Origin of the sequence: Paenibacillus sp. G2S3, from assembly GCF_030123105.1 — a bacterium.
In the GTDB taxonomy this organism is placed as follows: Bacteria; Bacillota; Bacilli; order Paenibacillales; family Paenibacillaceae; genus Paenibacillus_AQ.
This window is the reverse complement of sequence record NZ_CP126095.1, coordinates 726,872-749,780: the sequence shown is the minus strand read 5'-3', so window position 1 is coordinate 749,780 and position 22,909 is coordinate 726,872. Positions and strand designations below refer to the sequence as shown.

Below are 22,909 nucleotides of genomic sequence, written 5' to 3'. Positions count from 1 at the left end.
ACGATTATAGGCATTCGCCCTTTTCCGCTCCTATCCCGGGTAACCCGGGCATTCGTCTATACCGTATGTTCGCCCATGACATACAGTATAGCAAACCACTAACAAAGGAATGTGATATTATGCCTGATCATTACTATAATCATTCCCGCCGGAATCAGCGTTCGCTGAGCGATTCTTATAATGCCTCTGCCTACCCCGGCCTCAGTCCATATGCACCTTCATCCCTCCCAGTAGAGAGCGGAATCCTTCCCGCTATAGGAGCAGAAGCTGCTGCTGAAACGGCGCTAGCGCTTCCTGCTGCTGAAGCCACAACAAAAGCCAGCGGTGGGCTTGCCGGTTTACTTAGCGGCTTAGGCGGCGGTGGAGGAATCGCCGGGAATATGGATCAAATCAAAGGCCTGATCGACCGGATGGGCGGCATTGACGGGATCGTAAACTCTATGGGTAAGGTACAAAAGGTGATGTCTGGTTTTCAACAGATGGCCCCAATGGTTAAGCTTTTTATGGGTAGCTTCGGAAAAGGAAAAGGTGCAGCAGGTGCATTAGCAGCCGAAGAAGATGCCGCGCTGTTCAGCCCAAGTCGACGCAAAAAAAGACGCTCCACCTCTGGGCGTCGCAAATCGTCCAAAACCACAACCACACGCCGGCGCTCTACTCCCTCTACTGGAAAACGTCGCCGCAAATAGCGGTGACGTTTTTATTTTTTTATTTAAACCATCCACTGCGCCGGAACCATCTGAACATGCTAACGCCCACTACCAGCATAAACAGCAGAACCCCAAAATAACCATATTTCCATTCGAGTTCAGGCATCACCACAAAGTTCATCCCATAGATCCCGGCGATCAGTGTCAGCGGCATGAATACGGTGGTGATTACTGTTAATGTTTTCATAATTGAATTCATCCGGTTGGAATTGAGAGAAATGTAACTATCACGCAGATCCGCGGTCATTTCTCGGTCAGCCTCAATCATATCGGACAACTTTAATAAATGGTCATAGATGTCGCCAAAATAAATTCGTTCCTCACCGTTACTCTGGACATGCTGTGAATTCACGATCCGATACATCAAATCGCGCATAGGCACAATTGTCCGCCGCATCTTGAGCAGCCTTCCACGCAGGCCAAACACTTGGCTCATCAAATCCTCCACTGACTCACTGCCGCCATTGCTCTCCAGATCGGCAAGCTCGTCCTCTAAACTGTAGAGGCATGGAAAATACTTATCTACCAGCTTGTCCATTACTGTATATGCAGCCGCCATGGGACCACCCGACCAGCCTTTACGACTATGTATTTCACGCTTCACCTGCTCCCAGGCTTCATTCATCTCTGTTTTTTCCTGATGATGATAGGACACGAGGTAATTCGCGCTCAAAAAAAGGTCAATCTCTTCAGCATCGAGCGTCTCTTCATTCAGCGCGTGCAGCACAAAAAACTGCACTTCCTCATAATGATCCAGCTTTGGCCGCTGCAGCACATGCATACAGTCCTCAATCGCCAAAGGGTGAAAATGAAAATAGTGATCCAGCAGCAATGTCTCCTCTGCCGTAGGTGTAGCAAAATCTGCCCATATCCATGCATAATCCTCCCGCCGGATATCCTGCAAAGGTATGTCTGTCAGCACCTCACCTGTATGCGTCACCGCAAGTGTACGTATCATAAATGTTCCTCCGCTTCATCTTCTTCCACGCATCTATTGTACCGCAAGAAGACGACTCTTCCAAAAATAACAAAAAAGAATCTCAGTCGAGGAATCGTAGCTCTGAGGTTCCATTACTCTATAGTGTCCCATTCCGGAAAGGATGGAATACTCTTTAGTAAGTATCGTTCATCCTCTTCTCCCTCTGATCATTCGGCTCATAGTGTATATAACGATGCTCCTCAGTTGGCGGGGATAGAATGGATAGAGTAAATAGGGTTGGGTTGTCACCGTACTTAATCAAATCGTATCGAGTGATTTGATTAATGATTAGTTAGTTTAAATTCTAACCCGCCGCCTTGATTCGACAGATGCACAAAAAGCTACGTCCAGACATAAACTCATAAACACCTTATCCAAGCTTTAACCACTCTCGGTTGTACGAGCTAGACTCTGCAAATCTAGGGCATTTATACCCCTCTTTATGCTTCTTCGACGTAACTTAGCTAATTCTAAGGGATTTATACCGCTCTTTCCCCTCACCACCCAAACAACAAAAAAAGATGTCCGCAGCCAAAGGCTAACTGACATCTTTTTATTAAAGGGATTTAAAAAATGATTTTGAAAATCAGACCTGCTAATACCGCACTGATTGGAATCGTAATAAACCAAGTGACTACAATACGTCCAGCTACTCCCCATTTCACAGCAGAGAAGCGTTTTGCGGAGCCAACACCCAGGATCGCTGAAGTGATCGCATGTGTCGAGCTGACTGGCAAATGCAGCAGTGTTGCTGAGAAAATAACGGAAGCCGCGGAAATATCAGCCGCGAAGCCGTTGATCGGCTCGATTTTGAAAATCTTCGTACCCATGGTCTTGATAATCTTCCAGCCACCAATGGAGGTACCGAGTGCCATAGCCGTAGCCGCAGCAATCTTAACCCATAGAGGGATTACATCCATAGTCTCTTGGCGTCCTGATGTAACGAGGGCAAAGGTAATGATCCCCATCGCCTTCTGCGCATCATTCGTACCATGTGTAAACGACTGTAATGCCGCCGTCACAACCTGCATGGAACGGAAGCCCTTATTAACCGTATGTGGACTACGCTTTGCAAAAATCCATTTCAGGACTGTCATGATGATATAACCGATAACAAATGCAATAATTGGCGAGAAGATCAAGCCCTCGACAATTTCCACAAATCCGCCCCAGTTTATATGCGACGAACCTGCACCCACATATACTGCACCAGCCAAAGCGCCGATCAGTGCATGAGAGGAGGAGGACGGAATTCCGAGCCACCAGGTGATCAAATTCCAAATAATCGCAGCAATCAGCGTGGCTATTATGATATCCAGACCATTTTCCAGCAACGTGGGGTCTGTGATACTTCCGCCAATTTTCTTAGCTACGCCTGTAAACATCAAAGCTCCGACAAAGTTCATCAGTGCCGCCATAATAATAGCTGTTCGAGGTTTTAACGCACGTGTAGAGACAGAGGTAGCAATTGCGTTGGCCGTATCATGGAAACCATTAATAAAGTCAAACGCAAGCGCGAGAAATATAACAATTCCAAGAATCCATATCGATGTTTCCATATTCTAGTACCCCTTATGAGTTGCGCATGATGATCGATTCCAACATGTTGGCTACATCTTCACATTTATCTGTAGTGGTCTCGAGTCGCTCATATAATTCCTTGCGCTTAATCAGCTCAATCGGGTCCTTAACGGTTTCAAATAGAGCTTTGGTACAAATACGAAGGACTTCGTCCCCTTGATTCTCAAGGTCATTTAGACGGATCGTATATTCACGAATGGCCAGTAGCTTCTTCTGGGAGAGCAAATGAACTGCTTTTTGAATTTCATAGGCGCATTGGCGAAGAATTTCGGCGAATTGTACAATGTATTCATCCGGGTCTAACAGGTTGTACATATAGAAACGTGAGGCAGATGCCTCCAAGCCATCAATGACATCATCCATGCTTGTAATCAAATCCATAATGTCATCACGCTCAAGTGGCGTAATAAACGTCTTGTTCAATTCCTTAATTACGGTGTGCGTGTAAGTATCACATTGGGATTCGTACTTCTTCATCTCTGCAGCGAAATTATCGACATTATTCTGAAGATCAGTGATATTCTGAGCAAAATAGTCTGCTGCTTGGACAATGGTATCCGCCATATTTTCTAGCGTCTCAAAGAATATGTCCTTTTTTCTCAACTTCATTGTTTTAAACCCCTTTACATAATATTACCGTGAGTACAGAGCCACCCATATGTAAAAAGCATGAAAATGAATGACAACCCTTGTTATCTTAACATATCCGTAGAAGGTATAGAAGCTATAGAAATGAACTTTTTTACACTCTATTAACACTTACCCATAATTCCGAACACAAATCTGTATAACACTGGATATTCCGACTTTCTTAGGTTGCACTATCTGCCCCGCCATATACCACATGACTGCTAAATGAAGGCGCATTAGGGACCACCAAAATATGGGTTATTCCTGGATACATCAACACTTCTTTACCATCCTTCACAAACCGGATCACATCACCTGGCTCACGCGACCATCTGCCCTTCGTGACCTGTCCCCGCTGAAAAAGCAACGCTTCTCCACCTAGCTCCACATCAACCTGAAGTCTTCCAACATCATCAAGCACTTTATGATCGGAACCCATCACTATCACATTTGCAGCTTCTACTGGCTTATTGTTATTCAGATCCAGATGTGGTTTACCATTCACGTAACGCTGATAGGTCTGGTTCTGAGTATCGTATTTATAGTCAATATTATAGCTTTTAAGTAAGAAGTTTACGCTAAATTCTGCGGCCTGCTCTCCGCCTGTCGGTATGTAATCTGGATTGTTAAAAAGATACCCCGGCACCTTCACGCTTTTCTCATAGCCAAGCTTCTCGGAGCCTTCTCGCAGCTTCGCTGCGTTACTGTAGAGATTATGAGGGGCTTTACGTGTTTTGTCCCGCCAGAAATAGGCTCCGGCACGACCGATCTCGTCCATATCTGCTTTTTTCTCTTTTTGCAAAATGGCATAAGCCGCGGGGCTCCCCCCGGCATGCACCGTCACACCACCGTAGCTCTCGCCAATATCGAGCAGATAAGGACGGATACTGCGAATCGGTCCGATTTTGACCACTCCAGTATGACTTTGAAAAATACCAATCAACCGCGTAATGCCACCTTCAGCAAGGATCTCATATAAAATATCCGCTTCACTCACCCCCGACTGTGGCCGGGCCGCTGGAGCATTATTAATCATAACCGCTAAGGGACGTGGGAGACTGTTTTCAGAAACCGGAAGACCTGTTAATCCCGAAACGAGTTCAGCAGATGGATCTGCAGTAGGCGATGGCTGGATCGTTTCAATTGGCGCGGGATCTGCTGTAGGTTGCTGTGTCGGGGCAATTACATTATTTGCACTCTCTGTTCCGCAAGCGGAGAGCAATAGGGTACTTAGTACAAGGGCAGATAATAGACGGGAAGAAGAGCAGTTTACTTTCATAAGCTTGTAGTTCCTCCTAAACGTTTTATGTATCTTAACTGGTTTCTTCCATTTAATCACAGCCAGTCCCATTTGTCTTGATCCGCTTGCATCAAGTGTAATCGACTTCAGCGTCCTTATTAGGACGATATACGTTTAAGCGAGAAATATAAGGATAATGCATAGCGTGAAACTTTTACTTTCTTATATTTTAAAAAAGGGCACAGCCGATCTCCGGCTGCACCCTGCGTGTATCTTATCCATTTAGTCTAGCTTCCAGCAATTGAGGCTTAATGTCCCATATTGATACGCTTGAAATATCCGCTCTGCCTTCCTACTGCCATCCGCTGTTCCCATCGCATAAAAGAGAGGTGCGAAATGCTCTCTTCCGTAAGATGGAACCGCATCTCGAACATGCGGAGCTTTTTTCTCATAAGCAAACAGTGAAGGTAAATCCCAAGATTCTAATCCCTTGGCAATCCACGCATCGAATTCAAGCGCCCACTCTTCAGGCTGATCACTTTCATTAAGCATCCGCAAATTGTGAACAAGTCCACCGCTTCCTATCAGCAGTATGCCTTCGTCACGCAGAGGGGCTAACATCCGCCCGATATTGTACTGTTCCTTGGGAGAACGCAGTGAATCGACGGATAAAGCAATTACCGGAATGTCGGCTTTCGGAAACATTTTTTTCAGTATTACCCAGACTCCGTGATCGAGTCCTCGCCCCAGAACGGGCTGATGTGAAAGATTGTTACTCTTAAAGAGCTCGGAAATCCGCTTGGTTAGAGCTGGATCGCCCGGGGCTGGATAGGTCAGCGTGTACATTTCTTCAGGGAATCCGTAGAAGTCATGTTGAGTCTCGTGCTTCTCATCCATGGTGAGTAGCTGTTCAGGGCTATCCCAATGCGCTGAGAATACTACTATACCCCGCGGTGCTTCTAGTTCTTGACCAAGCCGCTCCAGAAAACGGGTATACTCGTTATCCTCTAGTGCGAGGAGCGGAGAACCGTGCGCGATAAAAAATGACGGTAATTTCATAGGATGCCAACCTCCATAACCCAGTATATGGTGTGCATCTTTATTTTACCGCTTATTGCAAGTTATTGCGAGTAAAGTCCATCACCTATATCATCCAATTTTGCCATTCTGTCTGCACATGCTCCTGCTCGTTCATCCACTCTCTTGTCCGTTTAAGCAGTTGCTGCTGTGCTGGACCAGACGAAAAGGTATGATCGCCTTGAAAAATAATTTCTTTATCGCAACGTCCTTCAGGACGCGTCCAGAATAATTTTTGATAAAGGAAAGCATAATCCACGGGGATGACATCGTCAGACGTACCATGAATGACGAGTACATCCCCGCTAAACTTACTAGCCTCTTGGAAAGGCTGGAAGGCCGCCAAAGAATTGAAATATACCGGCGTGAACGAATAGCCTACATAATCCGCTGATCCATTCTTCACCGATCGATCATACGCCTCCCGCCCTACGATCTTCACAATATCATTGAAGGGGTAACCCACGGAGGCCCACAGCACAAGATTCTTCACGCGGCGATCACGAATACTTGTCAGAAGCGCAACCGCTCCACCCAGACTGTGGCCAATAAGCGTCACACGCTGTGGATCCACATCGGCAGAGCTAATTCCGTAATCAAGCACCGCTCTAGTCTGAGCGATCATCGACTCCATATCCTCTCCGCCGTAATTACCGCTGCTCTCACCGCAGCCCACATAATCAAATCGAATGACCATATATCCGTCTTGCGCCAGCTCACGAGCTGCTTTGACAAATATCCGATCGACTCCAATCCGGTTACCCACAAATCCATGGCAAATTACGGCTAATGGTAATCTGTCCTTGCAACGTGTGGAAGTTCCCTTCTCTTTACTTGGATAATGGATGCTCGCTGTCAATTCTTCGCCGTTATGCCGAATTACAATATTCCGTTCCATTGCCGTAACCTCCTATATTTAATCATTATTTTAATTTAATAGAATTCCGATTAACTTAGTGTGAATTATACTCTTATTATAAATATTTCGTTCATATTGTCAACAGGAACGGGACAATTCCTAATCATCTGAGGAGAGTATTGAACACTGGTCAGTATAACAAATCAGTTATTCCGTAAGTCATGATCATGACTCCAGACACCCACGTCGTCCTTTTGCTCCTACCTCCTGGTCCTACCTTTTGATCTAAACACTCCCCTCCTTTGGTTTAGATAACATTTATGCGGATCAAGCAGCTTGGCGGACTCAGCTGACCCTATTCGCAGCTTTAACCCACTTTTTGAATACTATCGGACCCCATGGTCGCTATTGCCCTGAAAAATAGCAAATATGGCCTCTTTTCGAGGAATAGCGTCCCTTGGGTCCGAAACCCTGCCTAAAAGACGATAAATTCGCAAATAACGTCTTCTGAGTCCGAAAACTTAAGTGTAGGCTTACGACAACCAGAGGTTCTCGGGTACTTGGAGGGTTGGGGTTGGCGGTTGGCGGTTGGCGGTTGGCGGTTGGTGGTTGGTGGTTGGTGGTTGATGGTTGGTGGTTGGTGGTTGGTGGTTGGTGGTTGGTGGTTGGTGGTTTGTAGTTTGACGGGTGGCGGGTAGAGGTTTTTCAGTTTGCAGTTGGTGTCATTCCGTGTTCCAATGTTCTACTGTTTCCGTGTTCTACTGTTTCCGTGATCCAATGTTCCCGTGTTCCCGCAGTCCGGCACTCTAACATTCCAGGGATCCAGCACATCAATGTTCCCTCATTCATGCGGTTCCAGCGTTTCCGACGATTTGAACCAATTCCCCCTCACAAAAACACAAAACAGCGAACCCCCAGTAAACGGAGGATCGCTGTTCTGTTGTTTTTATCATGATGAGCTTCCAGGGTCGTCAATCAATCATAGCTGTCGTTAAACATCCCATGGGTTTCTTGACTGCCTTCCCAATCGTTAAGCAGGCCCTCTTTTGCCGCTTCTTCCGTGGAATCCCACATGCTGAATCCATCGGAACCGCCCCAATCGCCCATTGAATGATTGGGCGTAGGCTCGAAACCGTTGCCCATGACACTTTCCTGTTCTTTCTTGTTCTCATGTTCCATAAAGCTCCCAACCTTTCCCAAAGCTATATTGATCAAGCAACAACATTATCAGTGTTCACTCTTATAAAAGGATTATGCATAGGAAAATAGAAATGCTTGTCCTTGCGCAGACCTATCAGGCAAACGTATACTCTAGGTTAAAGACTATACCGATTACACTACTGGAGGTTTACATCCAAATTATGAAAGTGAAAGATATGATTAAAGAAAATAACGCCCTGCGCGAGCAGATGACGCCTTTTAATCGATCCTATCTTGAAGATATGATCCTAACGATGCGGGCCAGTAAGGTAGAAGCTCTCCGCGCTGAAGAACTTTTACTGGATGCAGCCAAGCTGCTTCTGAAAGAACAAAAGAAAGGCAAAAATGCTAAACAAGTGTTTGGCGACAATCCAGATGATTATTTTAAAGAGATCATAGACAGCGTTCCCACACGCCCGGCGCGCAGCAAATGGAACTATTACTTGATGATTCCCTTCGCGGCTCTAACCTGTCTGTTCGGAATCTTAGCTATAGGTGGACTCTTCTTGCAATGGACTAACGGATCACCCGGGATGTTCGGACAGATTAGCCTCTTCACACTCTTCGCTGTGGGGGCAGGTTCCATTATCTTGATTGAGCTTATTATGAAATGGATGACATCCTTGTCTGAGAGTGATGCGCCTAAAGCCAAACCCTTTGATATCAAGGGCCTTGGCGTCTATATCGGAATCGCCGTAGTTGCCGTATTCATTGGCTTGTACCTCGACCGTTTGTTTCCCGTCATCACATTATCCCCGTGGGTAAGCTTAATTCTTTCCCTGATTGGGGCAATTGGACTAAAGTTTATATTTTTCAAAAAATAGTAGTCATGCTTCACCCGCATTCCATCCGATAGACAGGAGGATCTTTCATGAATAAGAAGCAATACATTCTCTATTCTGTTCTAGCAGTGACTTTGGGGCTAGGCGCTGTGCCTATAGGAACGATTCACGCTGAAGGCGCTGTCAGCCCTCCTGTAGGAGGCGCTAAGGCAAATCCCCTGACAGCTAACAATAATCATGCCGAGGCTATCTATAAAGCTGCACTGCCGTTGTTGTCTTCCTCTAACAAGTTACCCGAAGCTATAAAATATTTGAACGCCAATATGTATGCGGTAGGTTCGTATCGTGCCACGATAATGACACTGAAGCTTGAGAATTTGCATAAGGCGGCGCTTCCGGCGTGGGAGAGCAAATTCAGTACCAGCAATGTCCAGCGGAAGCTCACCGCCATCTATAAGGCTGACGCAAGTATGAAGACGCTTGCTGAGACCACAGAGGATCTCACACTGCGCACACTACTAAAGAGTGCCAGTGAAAGTGGATATAAACTGGAGACTGCGGAAGGTACTTTTTTCCCTGTGATCGATTATGGAGCTTATCGCAAATATAAGCTTTACGTTACTAATGATATCAGTTCTTATATTTCTATTATGGCCACGGAGTCTGATCTGCCCTCCTCCAAGGACAACGGGCTAGTCATTGGTTGGACCGATGTAGCTGCACGCGCACTGGCTCAAGAGCAATTTATTCAAAATTATCCGAAATCTAACCGAATTTCAGCCGTAAAATCCTTATATTCCATTTATGTTAACAATACGTTCTACGGTCAGAACAACACGCCCCTTTTCCACTATGACAATCTTGAAATGGACTTGGAGGCGCAGAAAGCCTACTCCAGCATTTTGACCAAGAATAACGACAGCAGCCCATTCCTGCAGAAACTAGATAACTTCATGAAATTGATGAAGGATAAAGATTATAAACTAACTGACGAAGTCGAGCAGTACCGTAAGACTACCTTGCCACTCTAGTAAGTATGCTACTACAACTACAAAAGGCCCGCCCCAATTCATTCTGGGACGGGCCTTTCTATGTTCATTAACGAAATGATTAAAGTGATGAAAGAAATTAAATAAGGATATTAAAGAGATTGGAATCCTTATTGATTTCTACATAATCTACACCCTTCTGCTGCATCCGTTCGATAAGTGGTTCATAAGCTTCAATGGACAATAGCTCTATGCCTACAAGCGCGGGACCATTCTCTTTATCATGCTTCTTGATGTACTCGAAACGGGTAATATCGTCCTCTGGACCGAGGATTTCGTCCAAGAATTCACGCAGGGCACCTGCCCGTTGTGGGAAGTTCACCATGAAGTAGTGCTTTAAGCCTTCGTAAATCAGTGACCGCTCTTTGATCTCCTGCATACGGTCAATATCGTTGTTACCCCCACTAATGATACAGACGACCGTCTTCCCGCGGATTTGATCACGGTATTGATCAAGTGCTGCGATAGGTAAGGAGCCCGCTGGCTCAACCACTATAGCATTCTCGTTATACAGCTCCAGAATGGTGGTACAAGCCTTGCCTTCAGGCACCATCACGATGTCATCCAGATGTCGGGAACAAATATCATAAGTCAGTCCGCCCACGCGCTTTACAGCCGCTCCGTCCACGAACTTGTTGATTTCTTTTAGCGTTACCACTTCTCCAAGCTTGATCGCTTCAGTCATTGAAGCAGCACCAAGCGGTTCCACGCCAATCAGCTTAGTGGATGGACTTACCGTCTTCACATAAGTGGCTATTCCTGCTGCCAGGCCGCCCCCACCAATCGTTACGAACATAAAATCCGCAGGATGGTCCAGATTCTCCATTACTTCCATCGCTATTGTTCCATTGCCTGCAATAATTCTCGGCTCGTCAAACGGGTGGATCAAAGTCATTCCATGATCTATACAAGCTTGCAGCGCTTCATCATAAGCATCATCGAAGGTATCGCCCTTCAGAATGACCTCAACAAATTCGCCACCGAACCGTCGTACTTGTTTAACCTTCTGATTAGGTGTTGTGCTTGGCATATATACCTTGCCCTTAATTCCAAGTGCCTTACAGGAATAGGCAACACCTTGTGCATGGTTTCCTGCACTCGCGCAGACAATACCTTTGGCTCTATCTTCTGCGGATAAACTACGAATCATATTATAAGCTCCGCGGATTTTAAAAGAACGGACAATCTGTAAATCCTCACGCTTCAAATATACATCGCAATCATACTTGGCCGATAGTACGGCGTCACGCTGTAGTGGAGTCCGGATGATGACCTCCCGCAGTACGTGATGAGCCCGTACGATATCTTCCATTCCTACGATTCGGTCTTCCTCTTCTCTCATAACCCTCTCGCCTCACTATCATCTATTCATTCTACTTCTTGTAAACATACTCTCCCAAAGACATTTTTTCAAGCATTGTCCGCTGGAAGCAATACAATTTTCGATGCAAATCTTATACTTTCTTATATTAAAAAAAGACTACAGGAATCTCCCATAGTCTCTTTAAGTTCATGTACGTCCAAGATCTGAATTCTACTAATCCTGTTGCTTCAGCATCCACTTCAGCAAATCAGGCAGGCTTGTCCACAAGCGTGAGTGTACAATCACATATTCGATCGCTTCGTTTGCATCGCCCATACCTACGAAATCCGGTAGGTTATGCGGCAATCTCTTAATTCCTAACAAATAATCCGGCACATGCTTGTTCACATTCCGCGCTACGCGGTACAACATTTTCAGTTGGGAAGTAATCCCATTTTTCTTATATTCTAAGACCATACGGTCGTAAGCTACTGTCGCTGCTGCATCATTACCGAACTTTTCCAGCACCTTTTCTGTCTTCTTGAGCTTGTTGGTGTAGAGATACGCAGCCGTTAAAAGGTAACGCGCACCTGTATTATCTTCAGGGTTTAGCTCTAGAATGTGCTCAAGTACTTTTTGTGCTTCTTCTGCATTTCCGCTAAACCAACAGGAGTCAGCGTAGCTTTTACAGATTCGAATGTATGGACGAGTCTCGTGGAGGTTCCAGAAATGTCCTTTGTTCGCAGCAAAAAAGGACTCTCCAAGCTCACGTTCACCTGCATCCATCCCTGCTTTCAGAAAAGCACGAGCATCTGTTTCATTCTCTGCTTCCTCAGCCAAAATGAGATAGGCATCCGGACTATCCGGATAAACTTCAAGTGCAGCTTCAGCTAACTGTATCCGACGTTTGGAGGAGTTAGTTTCCATCGCCTTTTGTAATAGCGCCTGCTCTTGATCCTTTGGACTATCTGAGACATTCAGCAGAAGTAATTCTTCCTCTGCACCACCCATGCCATATTCCTCAATGTAATTGAGCATCTCTTTAACTTTTCTAGAAATCGTAGGCGTAGTAACCTCATGTTTGGTAGCAAGATCCGCTTGCGTTAGGGAGAAGCCATATTCCTCAGACAAAATAAATTCGATCGCCGCGCAGAAAGAGCCCATTTTCTTCACAGCAGGCTTAGTCTTACGGGAATAACCATTCCACAGAACTAGAGCTTCCCAAATAAGCTCTCTATCATAGCTTTCTCTCATACTCTCAATAAGGTGCAGCGCCAGTTGTTCATGTGCTGGATGCTCCCATTTCAGATCACGTGACACTTTTTTTCTAAGTGTAGCAAGAGTAAGCTTTACTTCAGGTTGTGCTACGGGTTCCTGTTTCTCAGCTACAGTCTCACTAGCTGCCGCTTCTTCCTTGTTTACAAGTTGCATGATGGACTCTACTGCAGAAGGTTCTTTACCAAGGCAGCATTTCTTATATTTTTTCCCGCTTCCGCAAGGACACATATCATTTCTTCCAATCTTACTCAAAACGAATTCCTCCTTAAATCTGTGAGTAGCCATTCGCCATAAGCGTATCGCTAGTATGCACTATAAGTATCATCATTTCCAGGCACGAGGCATCCTTTAAAAGGTTACTTCACAAAGTCTGAAGGACTCCGATTTAAAAGGGCCTTCCCATGATCGGAAAGACCCTTATCTGTATATATCCGCACATTTTCCCCCGTACGTGTAGTATTATAGCACTTCTTCTATCACTTGTCAGTCCTTTTTTAGGACTTTAAGCGCAAAAAATGCTAGATACAGTTCTTTATCCTTATACCAAAGCTTTCATAGCGATGTCGCTGCGGCTTTGTTTTCCGGAAAAAGAAATTCCTTCGGCCCTAGCGTAAGCTGCAGAACGAGCTTCAGCAATCGTAGCACCTAGGCCTACCACGCCTAGTACCCGACCACCATTCGTCACCCAGCTTCCGTCTTCAGCACGCGCTGTTCCGGCATGGAAGATCAGCCCTCCTTGGCTGTCTTCAAGACCTTCAATCGGTACACCCTTTGGATAAGGACCTGGATATCCTCCCGACGCGAGAACTACGCATACAGCCGCTTCGTCGCTCCATTCAATGTCGATATCTGCAAGTCTACCCTCTGTGACCGCCAGAAAGATTTCTAGCAAGTCACTCTTGAGTCTAGGCAACACGACCTGTGTCTCAGGATCACCGAAACGAGCATTAAACTCAATCGTCTTTGGTTTCCCCTCAGGAGAAATCATCAGTCCTGCAAATAGTACACCGCAAAAGGGACGACCTTCGTCCACCATAGCTTTTGCCGTCGGCTTAATGATGGTCTCGATCGCTTCTTGGATAATGGCCTCATCAATATGCGGTAACGGTGAATAGGTACCCATTCCGCCGGTATTAGGACCTTTATCCCCATCAAATACGGGCTTATGATCCTGGGCAGCAGCCATAGGACGTACCGTCTCTCCATCGACAAAAGCCAGAATCGACATTTCCTGTCCAGCTAGAAATTCTTCAATAACAACCTGAGCGCCAGCGTCACCGAATACCTTAGTGACCATAATATCAGCGAGCGCTTGCTCTGCTTCTTCCCGAGCATAAGCAACCGTCACGCCTTTGCCAGCGGCCAGACCATCTGCCTTGATGACGATCGGCAGCGGCTGTTCCCGCAAATAAGCTAGCGCAGCTTCATAGTCGTCGAACTTCTCATAGGCTGCTGTCGGAATATTATATTTATGCAAAAGATCCTTCATAAAGGTTTTGCTGCCTTCGATCTCCGCCGCATTCTTGCGTGGGCCAAACACAGGAATATCCTGTGCCTCAAAAGCGTCCACAATCCCAGCAGCGAGCGGATCATCTGGCCCAATTACTACAAGACCTACTTCCTTCTCTTTCGCAAAAGCCGTCAGGCGATCGAACTCAAATACTCCGATCGGCACACATTCGGCTAACTGCGCAATCCCGGCGTTGCCGGGTGCGCAATAGATTTCACCTGCCTCGGGGCTTTGGGATAGACTCCAAATAATTGCGTGCTCCCGGCCACCGCCGCCAACCACTAAAATATCCATCTGAATATGATCCTCCCAGTGCTCTAGTGTTTGAAGTGACGGACGCCTGTGAAGACCATAGCAATACCATACTCATTAGCGACCTTAATCGATTCTTCGTCTTTAATGGAGCCGCCTGGCTGAATCACTGCAGTGATTCCTGCTTTTGCTGCCATTTCAAGCGTATCACCCATTGGGAAGAAAGCGTCGGAAGCGAGTACGGCTCCCTTAGACTTATCTCCAGCTTGTTCGATTGCAATTTTAGCTGCACCAACGCGGTTCATCTGTCCTGCACCTACGCCAACGGTCATATCATCAGCAGCCAGCACAATCGCATTAGATTTCACATGCTTAACTACTTTCCATCCGAACAACAATTGTTTTAATTCTTCCTCGGTTGGTTTACGGTCCGTAACGACTTGTAGATCATCTGGGTTCACAGAGTGCACATCGCTCTCCTGTACAACCATTCCTCCATCGATGGAGGTTACTACGAAGCTGCTCTTACGCGCACTAGCCGTACTAAGATTACCGATTTTAAGCAAACGGAGATTCTTTTTCTTCGTAAGGATTTCCAGTGCTTCTTCCGTAAAGCCTGGTGCCAAGACGATTTCGAGGAAAATATCTTTCAGCAGGTTCGCTGTGTCTGCATCAATAATGCGGTTTGCTGCTACAATTCCGCCAAAGATGGATGTTGGATCCGCGTTGTAAGCTTTTTGATAAGCTTCGTATACACTTTCACCCACACCTACACCACAAGGGTTCATATGTTTAACCGCCACGACAGCAGGCTCTTCGAATTCTTTCACAATTTGCAGTGCTGCGTTAGCATCGTTGATATTGTTATAAGACAACTCTTTTCCGTGCAATTGTTCAGCCGCAGTGAGTGTATCAAGTGCCGCCAATGGCTTGCGATAGAACGCTGCTTTTTGATGCGGATTCTCGCCATAACGCAGATCCTGAATTTTCTCATAAGTCACGGTGTAGCGCTCTGGTAGAGGCTCGCCAGTAACGTTAGCCAAATAATCGGAAATCAAGGCATCGTAAGCCGCCGTATGACGGAACACTTTTGCCGCAAGACGTTTGCGTGTTTCTAGCGTTGTATCTCCACCTGCGCGAACCTCTTCAAGTACAGTAGCGTAGTCATTAGCATCCACCACTACACTGACAAAAGCATGGTTCTTCGCCGCAGAACGCAGCATCGTAGGTCCGCCGATATCGATATTCTCGATGGCTTCCTCGTAGGATACGTCAGGTTTTGCGATAGTTTCCGCGAACGGATACAGATTCACAACAACCAGATCGATGTAGTCCAGACCAAGCTCCTTCATTTGACGCGTGTGCTCCTCGTTATCACGAACTGCAAGCAATCCACTGTGTACAGCAGGGTGCAAGGTTTTGACACGTCCGTCCATGATTTCTGGGAATCCTGTCACATCGGAAATCCCGATAACTGGAACACCTTCTTTAGCCAAAAGCGTGCTTGTTCCACCTGTAGAGATAATTTCTACGCCTAATGCAGACAACTCGCGGCAAAAATCCACGATACCTTGTTTATCCGATACGCTGACTAGCGCTCTTTTGATACTCACTTTGAATAGTCCTCCTTCAGGTTGTACGTGCGATTTAATATGAAGAAAACCCACAACGCGACACATAACGCCGCTTATGCAATATTTCCCGAGAAATACCCTGAAACATCTCGGTCTGTCACCAAATGTCGATCCAAAACTTCGAATGGCTGCGGTTCAGCTTACTTTTCGCGGATAATCGTCTTTCTTCCACTCAGTTCCACTTTCCCGCTGGCAAAAGCGCCAACCACTTCGGGATACAGCTCATACTCAACCTTATGAATACGTTCTGCCAATGAATCCGCCGTGTCGTTATCCTGCAGGGCTACGCTGCGCTGAGCAATAACAGGCCCGGTATCCATACCTCCATCGACAAAATGCACAGTAACGCCCGTCAGCTTCACGCCATAATCCAGCGCTTGTCCGATTGCATCTTTTCCTGCAAAAGCAGGCAGCAGCGATGGATGAATGTTAATAATTCGTCCAGCATAAGGCGTTAAGAGCACTGGCGTAATAAGACGCATGTATCCTGCCAGCACAACCAGCCCGATTTCCCGCCGCTGAAGCTCTGCTACAATCTCTGCTTCGTAGAGTTCACGGCTGGCGAAGTCTTTTGGCCGCAGCAAGAGGGCGGGAATGCCCGCATCCTCTGCACGCTTAGCTACAGGTGCCTCTGGCTTGTCGGATACAAGCAACTCAATAGTGCCCTCACCAAGCAAGCCCGCTCTCTGTGCATCGATCAGTGCAGCAAAATTACTGCCTTGCCCAGAAGCAAAAACAGCGATTCGACTCCATTGCATCACACTTCAGCTCCAGTAAAGGTTACTTTGCGTTCCCCTTCTGTCACTTTACCAATGATATACGCCTCTTCTCCGTTCGCTTTGAGCAGTTCAAGAGCACGTTCCCCATCAGCACCACTAACTACCAGAACAAGTCCAATTCCCATATTAAAAGTAGTAAACATATCACGGTTGCTTACGTTTCCTTTGTTCTGCATCAATCCGAAGATCGGCAGAATCGGCCACGATCCGTAATTAATCTCCACATCTACACCGTCAGGCAATACGCGCGGGATATTCTCGATGAATCCGCCACCCGTAATATGTGCCATCCCTTTCACCGGAAGCTGCTCCAAGAGCGCCAGCAAAGGCTTCACATAAATCTTAGTTGGTGCAAGAAGTACATCCACAAGCGGAGCTCCAAGCTCGGGAAGCACATCATTCAGGCCATAGCCATCTTCCTCAAGCAAAAGCTTACGCACCAGTGAGAAGCCATTGCTGTGCACGCCGCTAGAAGCTAAACCAATCACTGTGTCTCCAGCAGCGATGTTAGCACCTGTTACCAGCTTCGCTTTGTCAGCTACGCCAACTGTGAATCCAGCGATATCATACTCACCCGCTGAATACATGCCAGGCATTTCAGCTGTTTCGCCGCCAATCAGCGCACAACCTGCTTGGTGACAGCCCTCTGCGATTCCTGCTACGATCGCTTCGATTTTTTCCGGTACTACTTTGTCGCAAGCCAGATAATCGAGGAAAAATAGCGGCTCCGCGCCTTGCACTACAATGTCGTTCACGCACATAGCTACAGCGTCGATCCCAATCGTGTCATGGCGATCCGCAGCGAACGCGATCTTGAGCTTCGTGCCTACACCATCGGTTCCCGATACGAGCACTGGCTCTTCATATTTATCTTTATTGAGGCCAAACAGCGCTCCGAACCCACCAAGATCCGTCATTACTTCTGGACGGTAAGTACGTTTTACGTGCTTTTTCATGCGTTCTACCGCTTCGTTACCAGCCGCAATATCCACTCCGGCGTTTTTATAAGCTTCCGACACTTGGGACACCTCATCTTTTAATTAGTTTAGAGCGCGTTTGCGGGGCATTCGGGACTTGTTTGGTGGTTATGGGAGCTATTACAAGGAATGTTTGGACTTCCGATCGCTGTTATGTTTGGATTTCCTGATTTAAACCGCTCTTCGCGGTAGAAATCCAAACATAAAGGCGAGCGCTACGCTTCTACAGTTCCAAACTTCCTCTCCATAACTCCCTCCAACCACCGCTTTCACCCTACTGCAAGCCGCAGTGCGCGCCTTGCACATGGACCTCAAGACCTCGGTGCATGAGCTGCGCCATGCACCTCCTTAAGCGAAACAAGCGGGTCCTGCATTTGCGCAGCAAACAGGGACGAGCTTGGCGAGCTTGCTCTTGGCGCTCAAGGTGCAGCCGAGCGCCTTCCTTAGCGAGACTAGCGACTAGCTTGGCGAGCCATTCCCGGCGGCGGTATGCAGCCGGGGGGCGGAGCGCCGTAAAGCGTGTCCCGTCCGTGCGTAGCACACAGGGACAAAGCGAGCACTCGTACCCAAGTCTTCTTAGCAAGTTATAACCCAACTCCTACCGCCGAGCTTTCGGGTGGCCGGAGGGCAGAGCCCTTCGGAATCCCCCTTTGCAAGGGGGACTTAGGGGGATGTCAACATGAGCAGCCATCTTTCTCTTCCCCGCCAAAATCAACCTGCGTCGGGTAATCGTTATCGAAGCAGGAAAGGCATAGCCCGCCTTTGTAATCATCTTTGTTGTGACCACCAATGGAAGTGATTAAGCCTTCTGGTGACAAAAATGCCAAGGAATCGGCATTAATCTCTTCGCACATTTCCGCAATGGTCTTGTAGGACGCGATGAGATCGCGGCGGTCTGGGGTATCAATGCCGTAGAAGCAAGGATTCTTGAAGGGCGGCGATGTAATCCTCACATGCACTTCGACGGCTCCCGCTTCACGAAGCAGATTGACGATCCGCCGTGAAGTTGTTCCACGCACGATGGAATCATCGATCATGACAACACGTTTGCCATCGACCACACTGCGCACGGCGCTTAGCTTCATTTTCACACCTTGCTCACGCAGCTCTTGGCTCGGCTGGATGAAGGTCCGGCCTGTATACTTATTCTTGATAAGCCCAAGCTCATAAGGAATGCCCGTCTGCTCCGCAAATCCAATCGCTGCCGAGATACTTGAATCCGGTACACCAGTTACGAGGTCAGCATCTACGAAAGCTTCTAATGCCATGCGGCTACCCATCCGCTTACGGGCGGTGTGCAGGTTAGCGCCATTCATATCACTGTCTGGGCGAGAGAAGTAAATATACTCCATCGCGCATAGCGCTTTACGTTTTGGCTCGGTAAAACGGTCCTCTAAGAGGCCATTTTTATCAAGCACGAGCAGTTCGCCAGGTTCGATATCGCGGACTAACTGTGCTCCGATAACTTCTAAGGCGCAAGATTCGGAAGCAAAAATATAGGCATCGCCGATCCGTCCCATTACAAGCGGACGCAAACCATGGGAATCCGAAGCGACAATTAATTTGTCATTCGTCATGAGCAGAAAAGCGAACCCGCCAACCAGTTGTTTTAGCGCATCCTTAGCCGCCTCAACAAAATCCTTAGATGAACGCGCAATCAGATGTGCCAGCACTTCTGTATCACTTGTGGTTTGGAAGATCGATCCGCTTTGCTCAAGCTGTTTACGAATCAACGGTTCATTTACTATGTTACCGTTCGTAGCAATCGCCAAATCACCGTCACGATATTTGAATACGAGCGGCTGTGCATTGGTTAAGCGGCTGTCTCCGCTGGTGGAATAACGTACATGCCCGATGGACATGTCTCCAACTAGTGAGGCAATTTTGTCCTTGTCGAATACTTCTTTTACTAACCCCATCCCGCGGTGATAATTGAAATCACGACCATCTGCTACGCAGATGCCCGCACTTTCTTCCCCACGGTGCTGTAAGGCGTGCAAGCCGTAATAAGACATGGACGCCGCTTCCGGGTGTCCGAAGACCCCGAAAACGCCGCATTCTTCTTTTAATGTGTCAAAAATATCTCCCGAGCCCGTTCCTTCATTGTAAAAGTCACCAGTCCACAGGATAGGAGTCTCCTGCTCTTTCCCGGTCTTTATTTCATAAGACATGGAATAGCATCCTCCCAAACGAATTTCAATTCTGCTACAGCTTCATCTAATACGGATGCACCGTCCAGATTTACGCGCAGTCTGTCTCCACCTACAGTTCCGATGATTTCCACTGGAACGCCGCTGGCAGCAATCGCTGCTTTTAGCTCTTCCGCACGTTCAGGCGCTGCCGTCAGCACGATACGTGATTGGCTCTCACTGAACAAAGCTACATCGGATCTAAGTCCATTAGCAGAAAGTTCAACGTTCGCACCAATACCACCACTGATACAGCTCTCTGCAAGTGCTACAGCAAGACCGCCTTCGGACAAGTCATGTGCTGAACGCACCAGACCGCCGCGAATCGAGGTAAGCACTGCGCTCAGCAGTGTTTTCTCAGTAGCCAAATCCAAAGCTGGAGGGCGGCCTTCGGTTACACCATGAACAGCATATTGAAATTCACTACCACCAAGCTCAGCTTTTGTTACACCTAGCAGAAGAATGGAATCTCCTTCTTGTTTGAAGCCTTGAGTCGTAATATGATCCGTATCCGTTACTAAACCAACCATGCCGACAACCGGTGTTGGGTAAATGGATCCCGTCGTATTTTCGTTATAAAGACTGACATTCCCGCCAATAACCGGAGTATCCAGCACACGACAAGCTTCAGCCATACCATCAACCGCACGCTCCATTTGCCAGAACACATCAGGCTTCTCAGGGTTTCCGAAGTTTAAGTTATCTGTAATAGCTAGCGGTTCAGCACCGGAACAAACGATGTTACGTGCCGCTTCGCTGACTGCAATCCGTCCGCCCACTTCAGGATCAAGATAAACGTAACGACCGTTACAGTCCGTAGTCATCGCGAGTCCTTTACGTGTACCATGAATGGTAACTACAGCCGCATCAGATCCAGGTCGAACAGCCGTACTAGTCCGCACCATGTAATCATATTGGTTGTATACCCAAGCTTTGCTTGCTACGGTTGGTGATCCAAGAACAGTACGAAGTGCGCCGCCTAGATCTGTAACTTCCGCGTAACGAAGCGTATCTACCGATTCATTTTCTACATAATAAGCAGGAACCTCAGATGGTTTGTTGTAGACTGGACACTCATCAACAAGCGCTGTTACTGGCATGTCACCAACAACCTCACCGTGATGGTACAGCTTCAAGCGACCGTCATCCGTAACTTTACCGACCTTACAGCAGATTACACCCCAGCGATCAAAAATCTCTTGCGCCTGAGCTTCATCCTTCGGTTCTACTACGAACAACATCCGTTCTTGCGATTCCGAAAGCATCATTTCATAAGGGGTCATGCCGTCTTCACGTTGTGGCACCTGATCAAGATACAGTTCCAGACCATTACCAGCTTTGCTTGCCATCTCTGCACTAGAGCAGGTAAGTCCAGCCGCACCCATATCCTGAATCCCAATAACGATGCCGCTGTCGATCAATTCCAGGCAAGATTCCATTACGAGTTTCTCCATAAATGGATCGCCTACTTGTACAGCTGTACGTTTTGCTTCGGACTCTTCACTTAGTTCCACGGATGCAAAAGTAGCCCCATGAATCCCATCACGTCCAGTAGGAGGACCTACGTAGAAGACTGGGTTCCCTACACCTTTAGCGACACCGCGTTGGATTTTATCATGATCAATTAGACCGACACACATTGCGTTAACAAGCGGGTTACCGTCATAGCTATCATCGAACATGATTTCGCCGCCCACGGTTGGAATCCCGATACAGTTACCATAACCAGCAATACCCGACACGACATGCTCGAACAAATATTTCACGCGATCGCTTTCCAGCTTGCCGAAACGCAAGGAATTCAGCAGTGCGATAGGTCTTGAGCCCATGGAAAAAATATCACGAATGATACCACCTACGCCTGTTGCCGCACCTTGAAAAGGTTCTACCGCAGAGGGGTGGTTATGACTTTCGATTTTGAATACAACCGCTTGGTTGTCTCCGATATCTACAATCCCTGCGCCCTCGCCAGGTCCCATCAGGACACGTGGACCAGTAACTGGGAAACGTTTCAACAATGGCTTAGAGTTCTTGTATGCACAGTGTTCGGACCACATTACGCTGAATACGCCGATTTCAGTATAGTTCGGCAAACGTCCCATAAAAGACTTGATGAGCTCATATTCGCTGTCCGACACACCGAATTGGCTGTAAATTTTCTGCTCTGCGATCTGTTCTGCGGTCGGTTCCTTAACGGATACTTGCTGCGTCATGACGATCCCTCCAAGTCTTCAGTATAGATGTGAACATTCGTTTGCCATCTTCAGATCCGAGCAAGCTGTTAGCTGCACGCTCAGGGTGAGGCATCATGCCGACTACATTCCCCTGCACATTACTAACACCCGCAATATCAGCTACAGAGCCGTTAGGATTATCGCTATATGTGAACACAATCTGATTGTTAGCTTTCAGTTCTGCTAAAGTCTCTTCATCACAGTAATAGTTTCCTTCGCCGTGAGCGATTGGGATGATGATTTCTTCATCCTTAGCATAATCAATAGTAAATGGGGTTTCGTTATTAACAACCTTAAGCACGGTATCATGACAACGGAACTTCATGGACATGTTACGACGCAGCGCGCCTGGCAACAAACCAGCCTCAGTAAGAATTTGGAACCCATTGCAAATGCCTAGCACGAATTTCCCTTGCTCTGCTGCTTTAGCAACTTCAGCCATTACAGGAGCAAATCTTGAAATCGCGCCGCAGCGCAGGTAATCACCATATGAGAATCCGCCTGGAACCAAAATGCAATCATACGCCGACAAATCTGTCGCTGTATGCCACACATAATCGACTGGTTCGCCGAGTCTGTCCTCTACCGCCTTGTAGCAATCAATATCACAGTTAGAGCCTGGGAAGACAAGTACAGCAAATTTCATGTC

20 protein-coding genes are annotated in these 22,909 nt (G+C 47.1%); 3 read left to right on the top strand and 17 right to left on the bottom strand.

Annotated elements, in window-relative coordinates; all coding sequences use genetic code 11:
• Nucleotides 1-119: 119 nt before the first annotated feature.
• Nucleotides 120-686 (top strand): tyrosine protein kinase, encoded by a 567-nt coding sequence (locus QNH28_RS03380; RefSeq protein ID WP_283910162.1) that lies wholly within the window; start codon nucleotides 120-122, stop codon nucleotides 684-686.
• A 19-nt stretch (nucleotides 687-705) separates the two neighbouring features.
• Here the strand turns inward: QNH28_RS03380 and corA are convergent, their stop codons facing one another.
• The 8 genes from corA to QNH28_RS03340 all read right to left on the bottom strand — a co-directional run bounded on the left by corA (nucleotide 706) and on the right by QNH28_RS03340 (nucleotide 8,252).
• The gene (gene corA, locus QNH28_RS03375; protein ID WP_283910161.1) at nucleotides 706-1,665 is read right to left on the bottom strand and encodes a magnesium/cobalt transporter CorA; all 960 of its coding nucleotides are present in this window, start codon (nucleotides 1,663-1,665) and stop codon (nucleotides 706-708) included.
• A 587-nt stretch (nucleotides 1,666-2,252) separates the two neighbouring features.
• A complete protein-coding gene (locus QNH28_RS03370) occupies nucleotides 2,253-3,245 on the bottom strand; it encodes an inorganic phosphate transporter (protein ID WP_076300202.1) in 993 nt (330 codons plus the stop codon).
• Between the two features lie 13 nt (nucleotides 3,246-3,258).
• Complete coding sequence (locus QNH28_RS03365; RefSeq protein ID WP_149647570.1) at nucleotides 3,259-3,876, bottom strand: DUF47 domain-containing protein; 618 nt, start codon at nucleotides 3,874-3,876, stop codon at nucleotides 3,259-3,261.
• Between the two features lie 202 nt (nucleotides 3,877-4,078).
• On the bottom strand, nucleotides 4,079-5,176 hold the full coding sequence (locus QNH28_RS03360) for a DUF3048 domain-containing protein (protein ID WP_283910160.1): 1,098 nt from the start codon (nucleotides 5,174-5,176) through the stop codon (nucleotides 4,079-4,081).
• A 243-nt stretch (nucleotides 5,177-5,419) separates the two neighbouring features.
• Nucleotides 5,420-6,196, bottom strand: coding sequence for a DODA-type extradiol aromatic ring-opening family dioxygenase (locus QNH28_RS03355; protein ID WP_283910159.1), 777 nt, complete (start codon nucleotides 6,194-6,196; stop codon nucleotides 5,420-5,422).
• Between the two features lie 85 nt (nucleotides 6,197-6,281).
• Nucleotides 6,282-7,112 carry an alpha/beta hydrolase family protein gene (locus tag QNH28_RS03350; protein ID WP_283910158.1) on the bottom strand — a complete coding sequence of 277 codons (831 nt, stop codon included), beginning with the start codon at nucleotides 7,110-7,112 and terminating at the stop codon, nucleotides 6,282-6,284.
• 666 nt (nucleotides 7,113-7,778) lie between these two features.
• Nucleotides 7,779-7,922, bottom strand: a complete 144-nt coding sequence (locus QNH28_RS03345) for a hypothetical protein (protein WP_283910157.1) — start codon at nucleotides 7,920-7,922, stop codon at nucleotides 7,779-7,781.
• Nucleotides 7,923-8,048: 126 nt separating this feature from the next.
• Nucleotides 8,049-8,252 carry a hypothetical protein gene (locus QNH28_RS03340; RefSeq protein ID WP_283910156.1) on the bottom strand — a complete coding sequence of 68 codons (204 nt, stop codon included), beginning with the start codon at nucleotides 8,250-8,252 and terminating at the stop codon, nucleotides 8,049-8,051.
• 74 nt (nucleotides 8,253-8,326) lie between these two features.
• On the opposite strand from QNH28_RS03340, the gene QNH28_RS03335 reads away from it, so the two are divergent.
• The gene (locus tag QNH28_RS03335) at nucleotides 8,327-9,097 is read left to right on the top strand and encodes a DUF1129 family protein (protein WP_283910155.1); all 771 of its coding nucleotides are present in this window, start codon (nucleotides 8,327-8,329) and stop codon (nucleotides 9,095-9,097) included.
• 47 nt (nucleotides 9,098-9,144) lie between these two features.
• Complete coding sequence (locus tag QNH28_RS03330) at nucleotides 9,145-10,086, top strand: hypothetical protein (RefSeq protein ID WP_283910154.1); 942 nt, start codon at nucleotides 9,145-9,147, stop codon at nucleotides 10,084-10,086.
• A gap of 97 nt (nucleotides 10,087-10,183) precedes the next feature.
• On the opposite strand, the gene ilvA is transcribed toward QNH28_RS03330, so the two are convergent.
• From ilvA to purQ, 9 genes are all read right to left on the bottom strand, one after another.
• Nucleotides 10,184-11,446, bottom strand: a complete 1,263-nt coding sequence (gene ilvA / locus QNH28_RS03325) for a threonine ammonia-lyase IlvA (RefSeq protein WP_042184762.1) — start codon at nucleotides 11,444-11,446, stop codon at nucleotides 10,184-10,186.
• A gap of 195 nt (nucleotides 11,447-11,641) precedes the next feature.
• A complete protein-coding gene (locus QNH28_RS03320; RefSeq protein ID WP_283910153.1) occupies nucleotides 11,642-12,937 on the bottom strand; it encodes an SEC-C metal-binding domain-containing protein in 1,296 nt (431 codons plus the stop codon).
• Nucleotides 12,938-13,223: 286 nt separating this feature from the next.
• Complete coding sequence (gene purD / locus QNH28_RS03315) at nucleotides 13,224-14,489, bottom strand: phosphoribosylamine--glycine ligase (protein WP_283910152.1); 1,266 nt, start codon at nucleotides 14,487-14,489, stop codon at nucleotides 13,224-13,226.
• A gap of 23 nt (nucleotides 14,490-14,512) precedes the next feature.
• A complete protein-coding gene (gene purH / locus QNH28_RS03310; protein ID WP_283910151.1) occupies nucleotides 14,513-16,060 on the bottom strand; it encodes a bifunctional phosphoribosylaminoimidazolecarboxamide formyltransferase/IMP cyclohydrolase in 1,548 nt (515 codons plus the stop codon).
• Nucleotides 16,061-16,221: 161 nt separating this feature from the next.
• Entirely contained in the window at nucleotides 16,222-16,839 is a 618-nt protein-coding gene (gene purN, locus QNH28_RS03305; protein WP_283910150.1) for a phosphoribosylglycinamide formyltransferase, read from the bottom strand.
• Nucleotides 16,839-17,879 (bottom strand): phosphoribosylformylglycinamidine cyclo-ligase, encoded by a 1,041-nt coding sequence (purM, locus tag QNH28_RS03300; RefSeq protein WP_283910149.1) that lies wholly within the window; start codon nucleotides 17,877-17,879, stop codon nucleotides 16,839-16,841. Before purM ends, purN begins: the two co-directional genes overlap by 1 nt.
• Before the next feature lie 632 nt (nucleotides 17,880-18,511).
• Nucleotides 18,512-20,008, bottom strand: coding sequence for an amidophosphoribosyltransferase (gene purF, locus QNH28_RS03295; protein ID WP_283910148.1), 1,497 nt, complete (start codon nucleotides 20,006-20,008; stop codon nucleotides 18,512-18,514).
• The gene (gene purL, locus QNH28_RS03290) at nucleotides 19,993-22,239 is read right to left on the bottom strand and encodes a phosphoribosylformylglycinamidine synthase subunit PurL (protein ID WP_076286946.1); all 2,247 of its coding nucleotides are present in this window, start codon (nucleotides 22,237-22,239) and stop codon (nucleotides 19,993-19,995) included. Before purL ends, purF begins: the two co-directional genes overlap by 16 nt.
• Entirely contained in the window at nucleotides 22,217-22,906 is a 690-nt protein-coding gene (purQ, locus tag QNH28_RS03285) for a phosphoribosylformylglycinamidine synthase subunit PurQ (protein ID WP_283910147.1), read from the bottom strand. The genes purL and purQ overlap by 23 nt, the downstream gene beginning before the upstream one ends.
• Nucleotides 22,907-22,909: the final 3 nt, after the last annotated feature.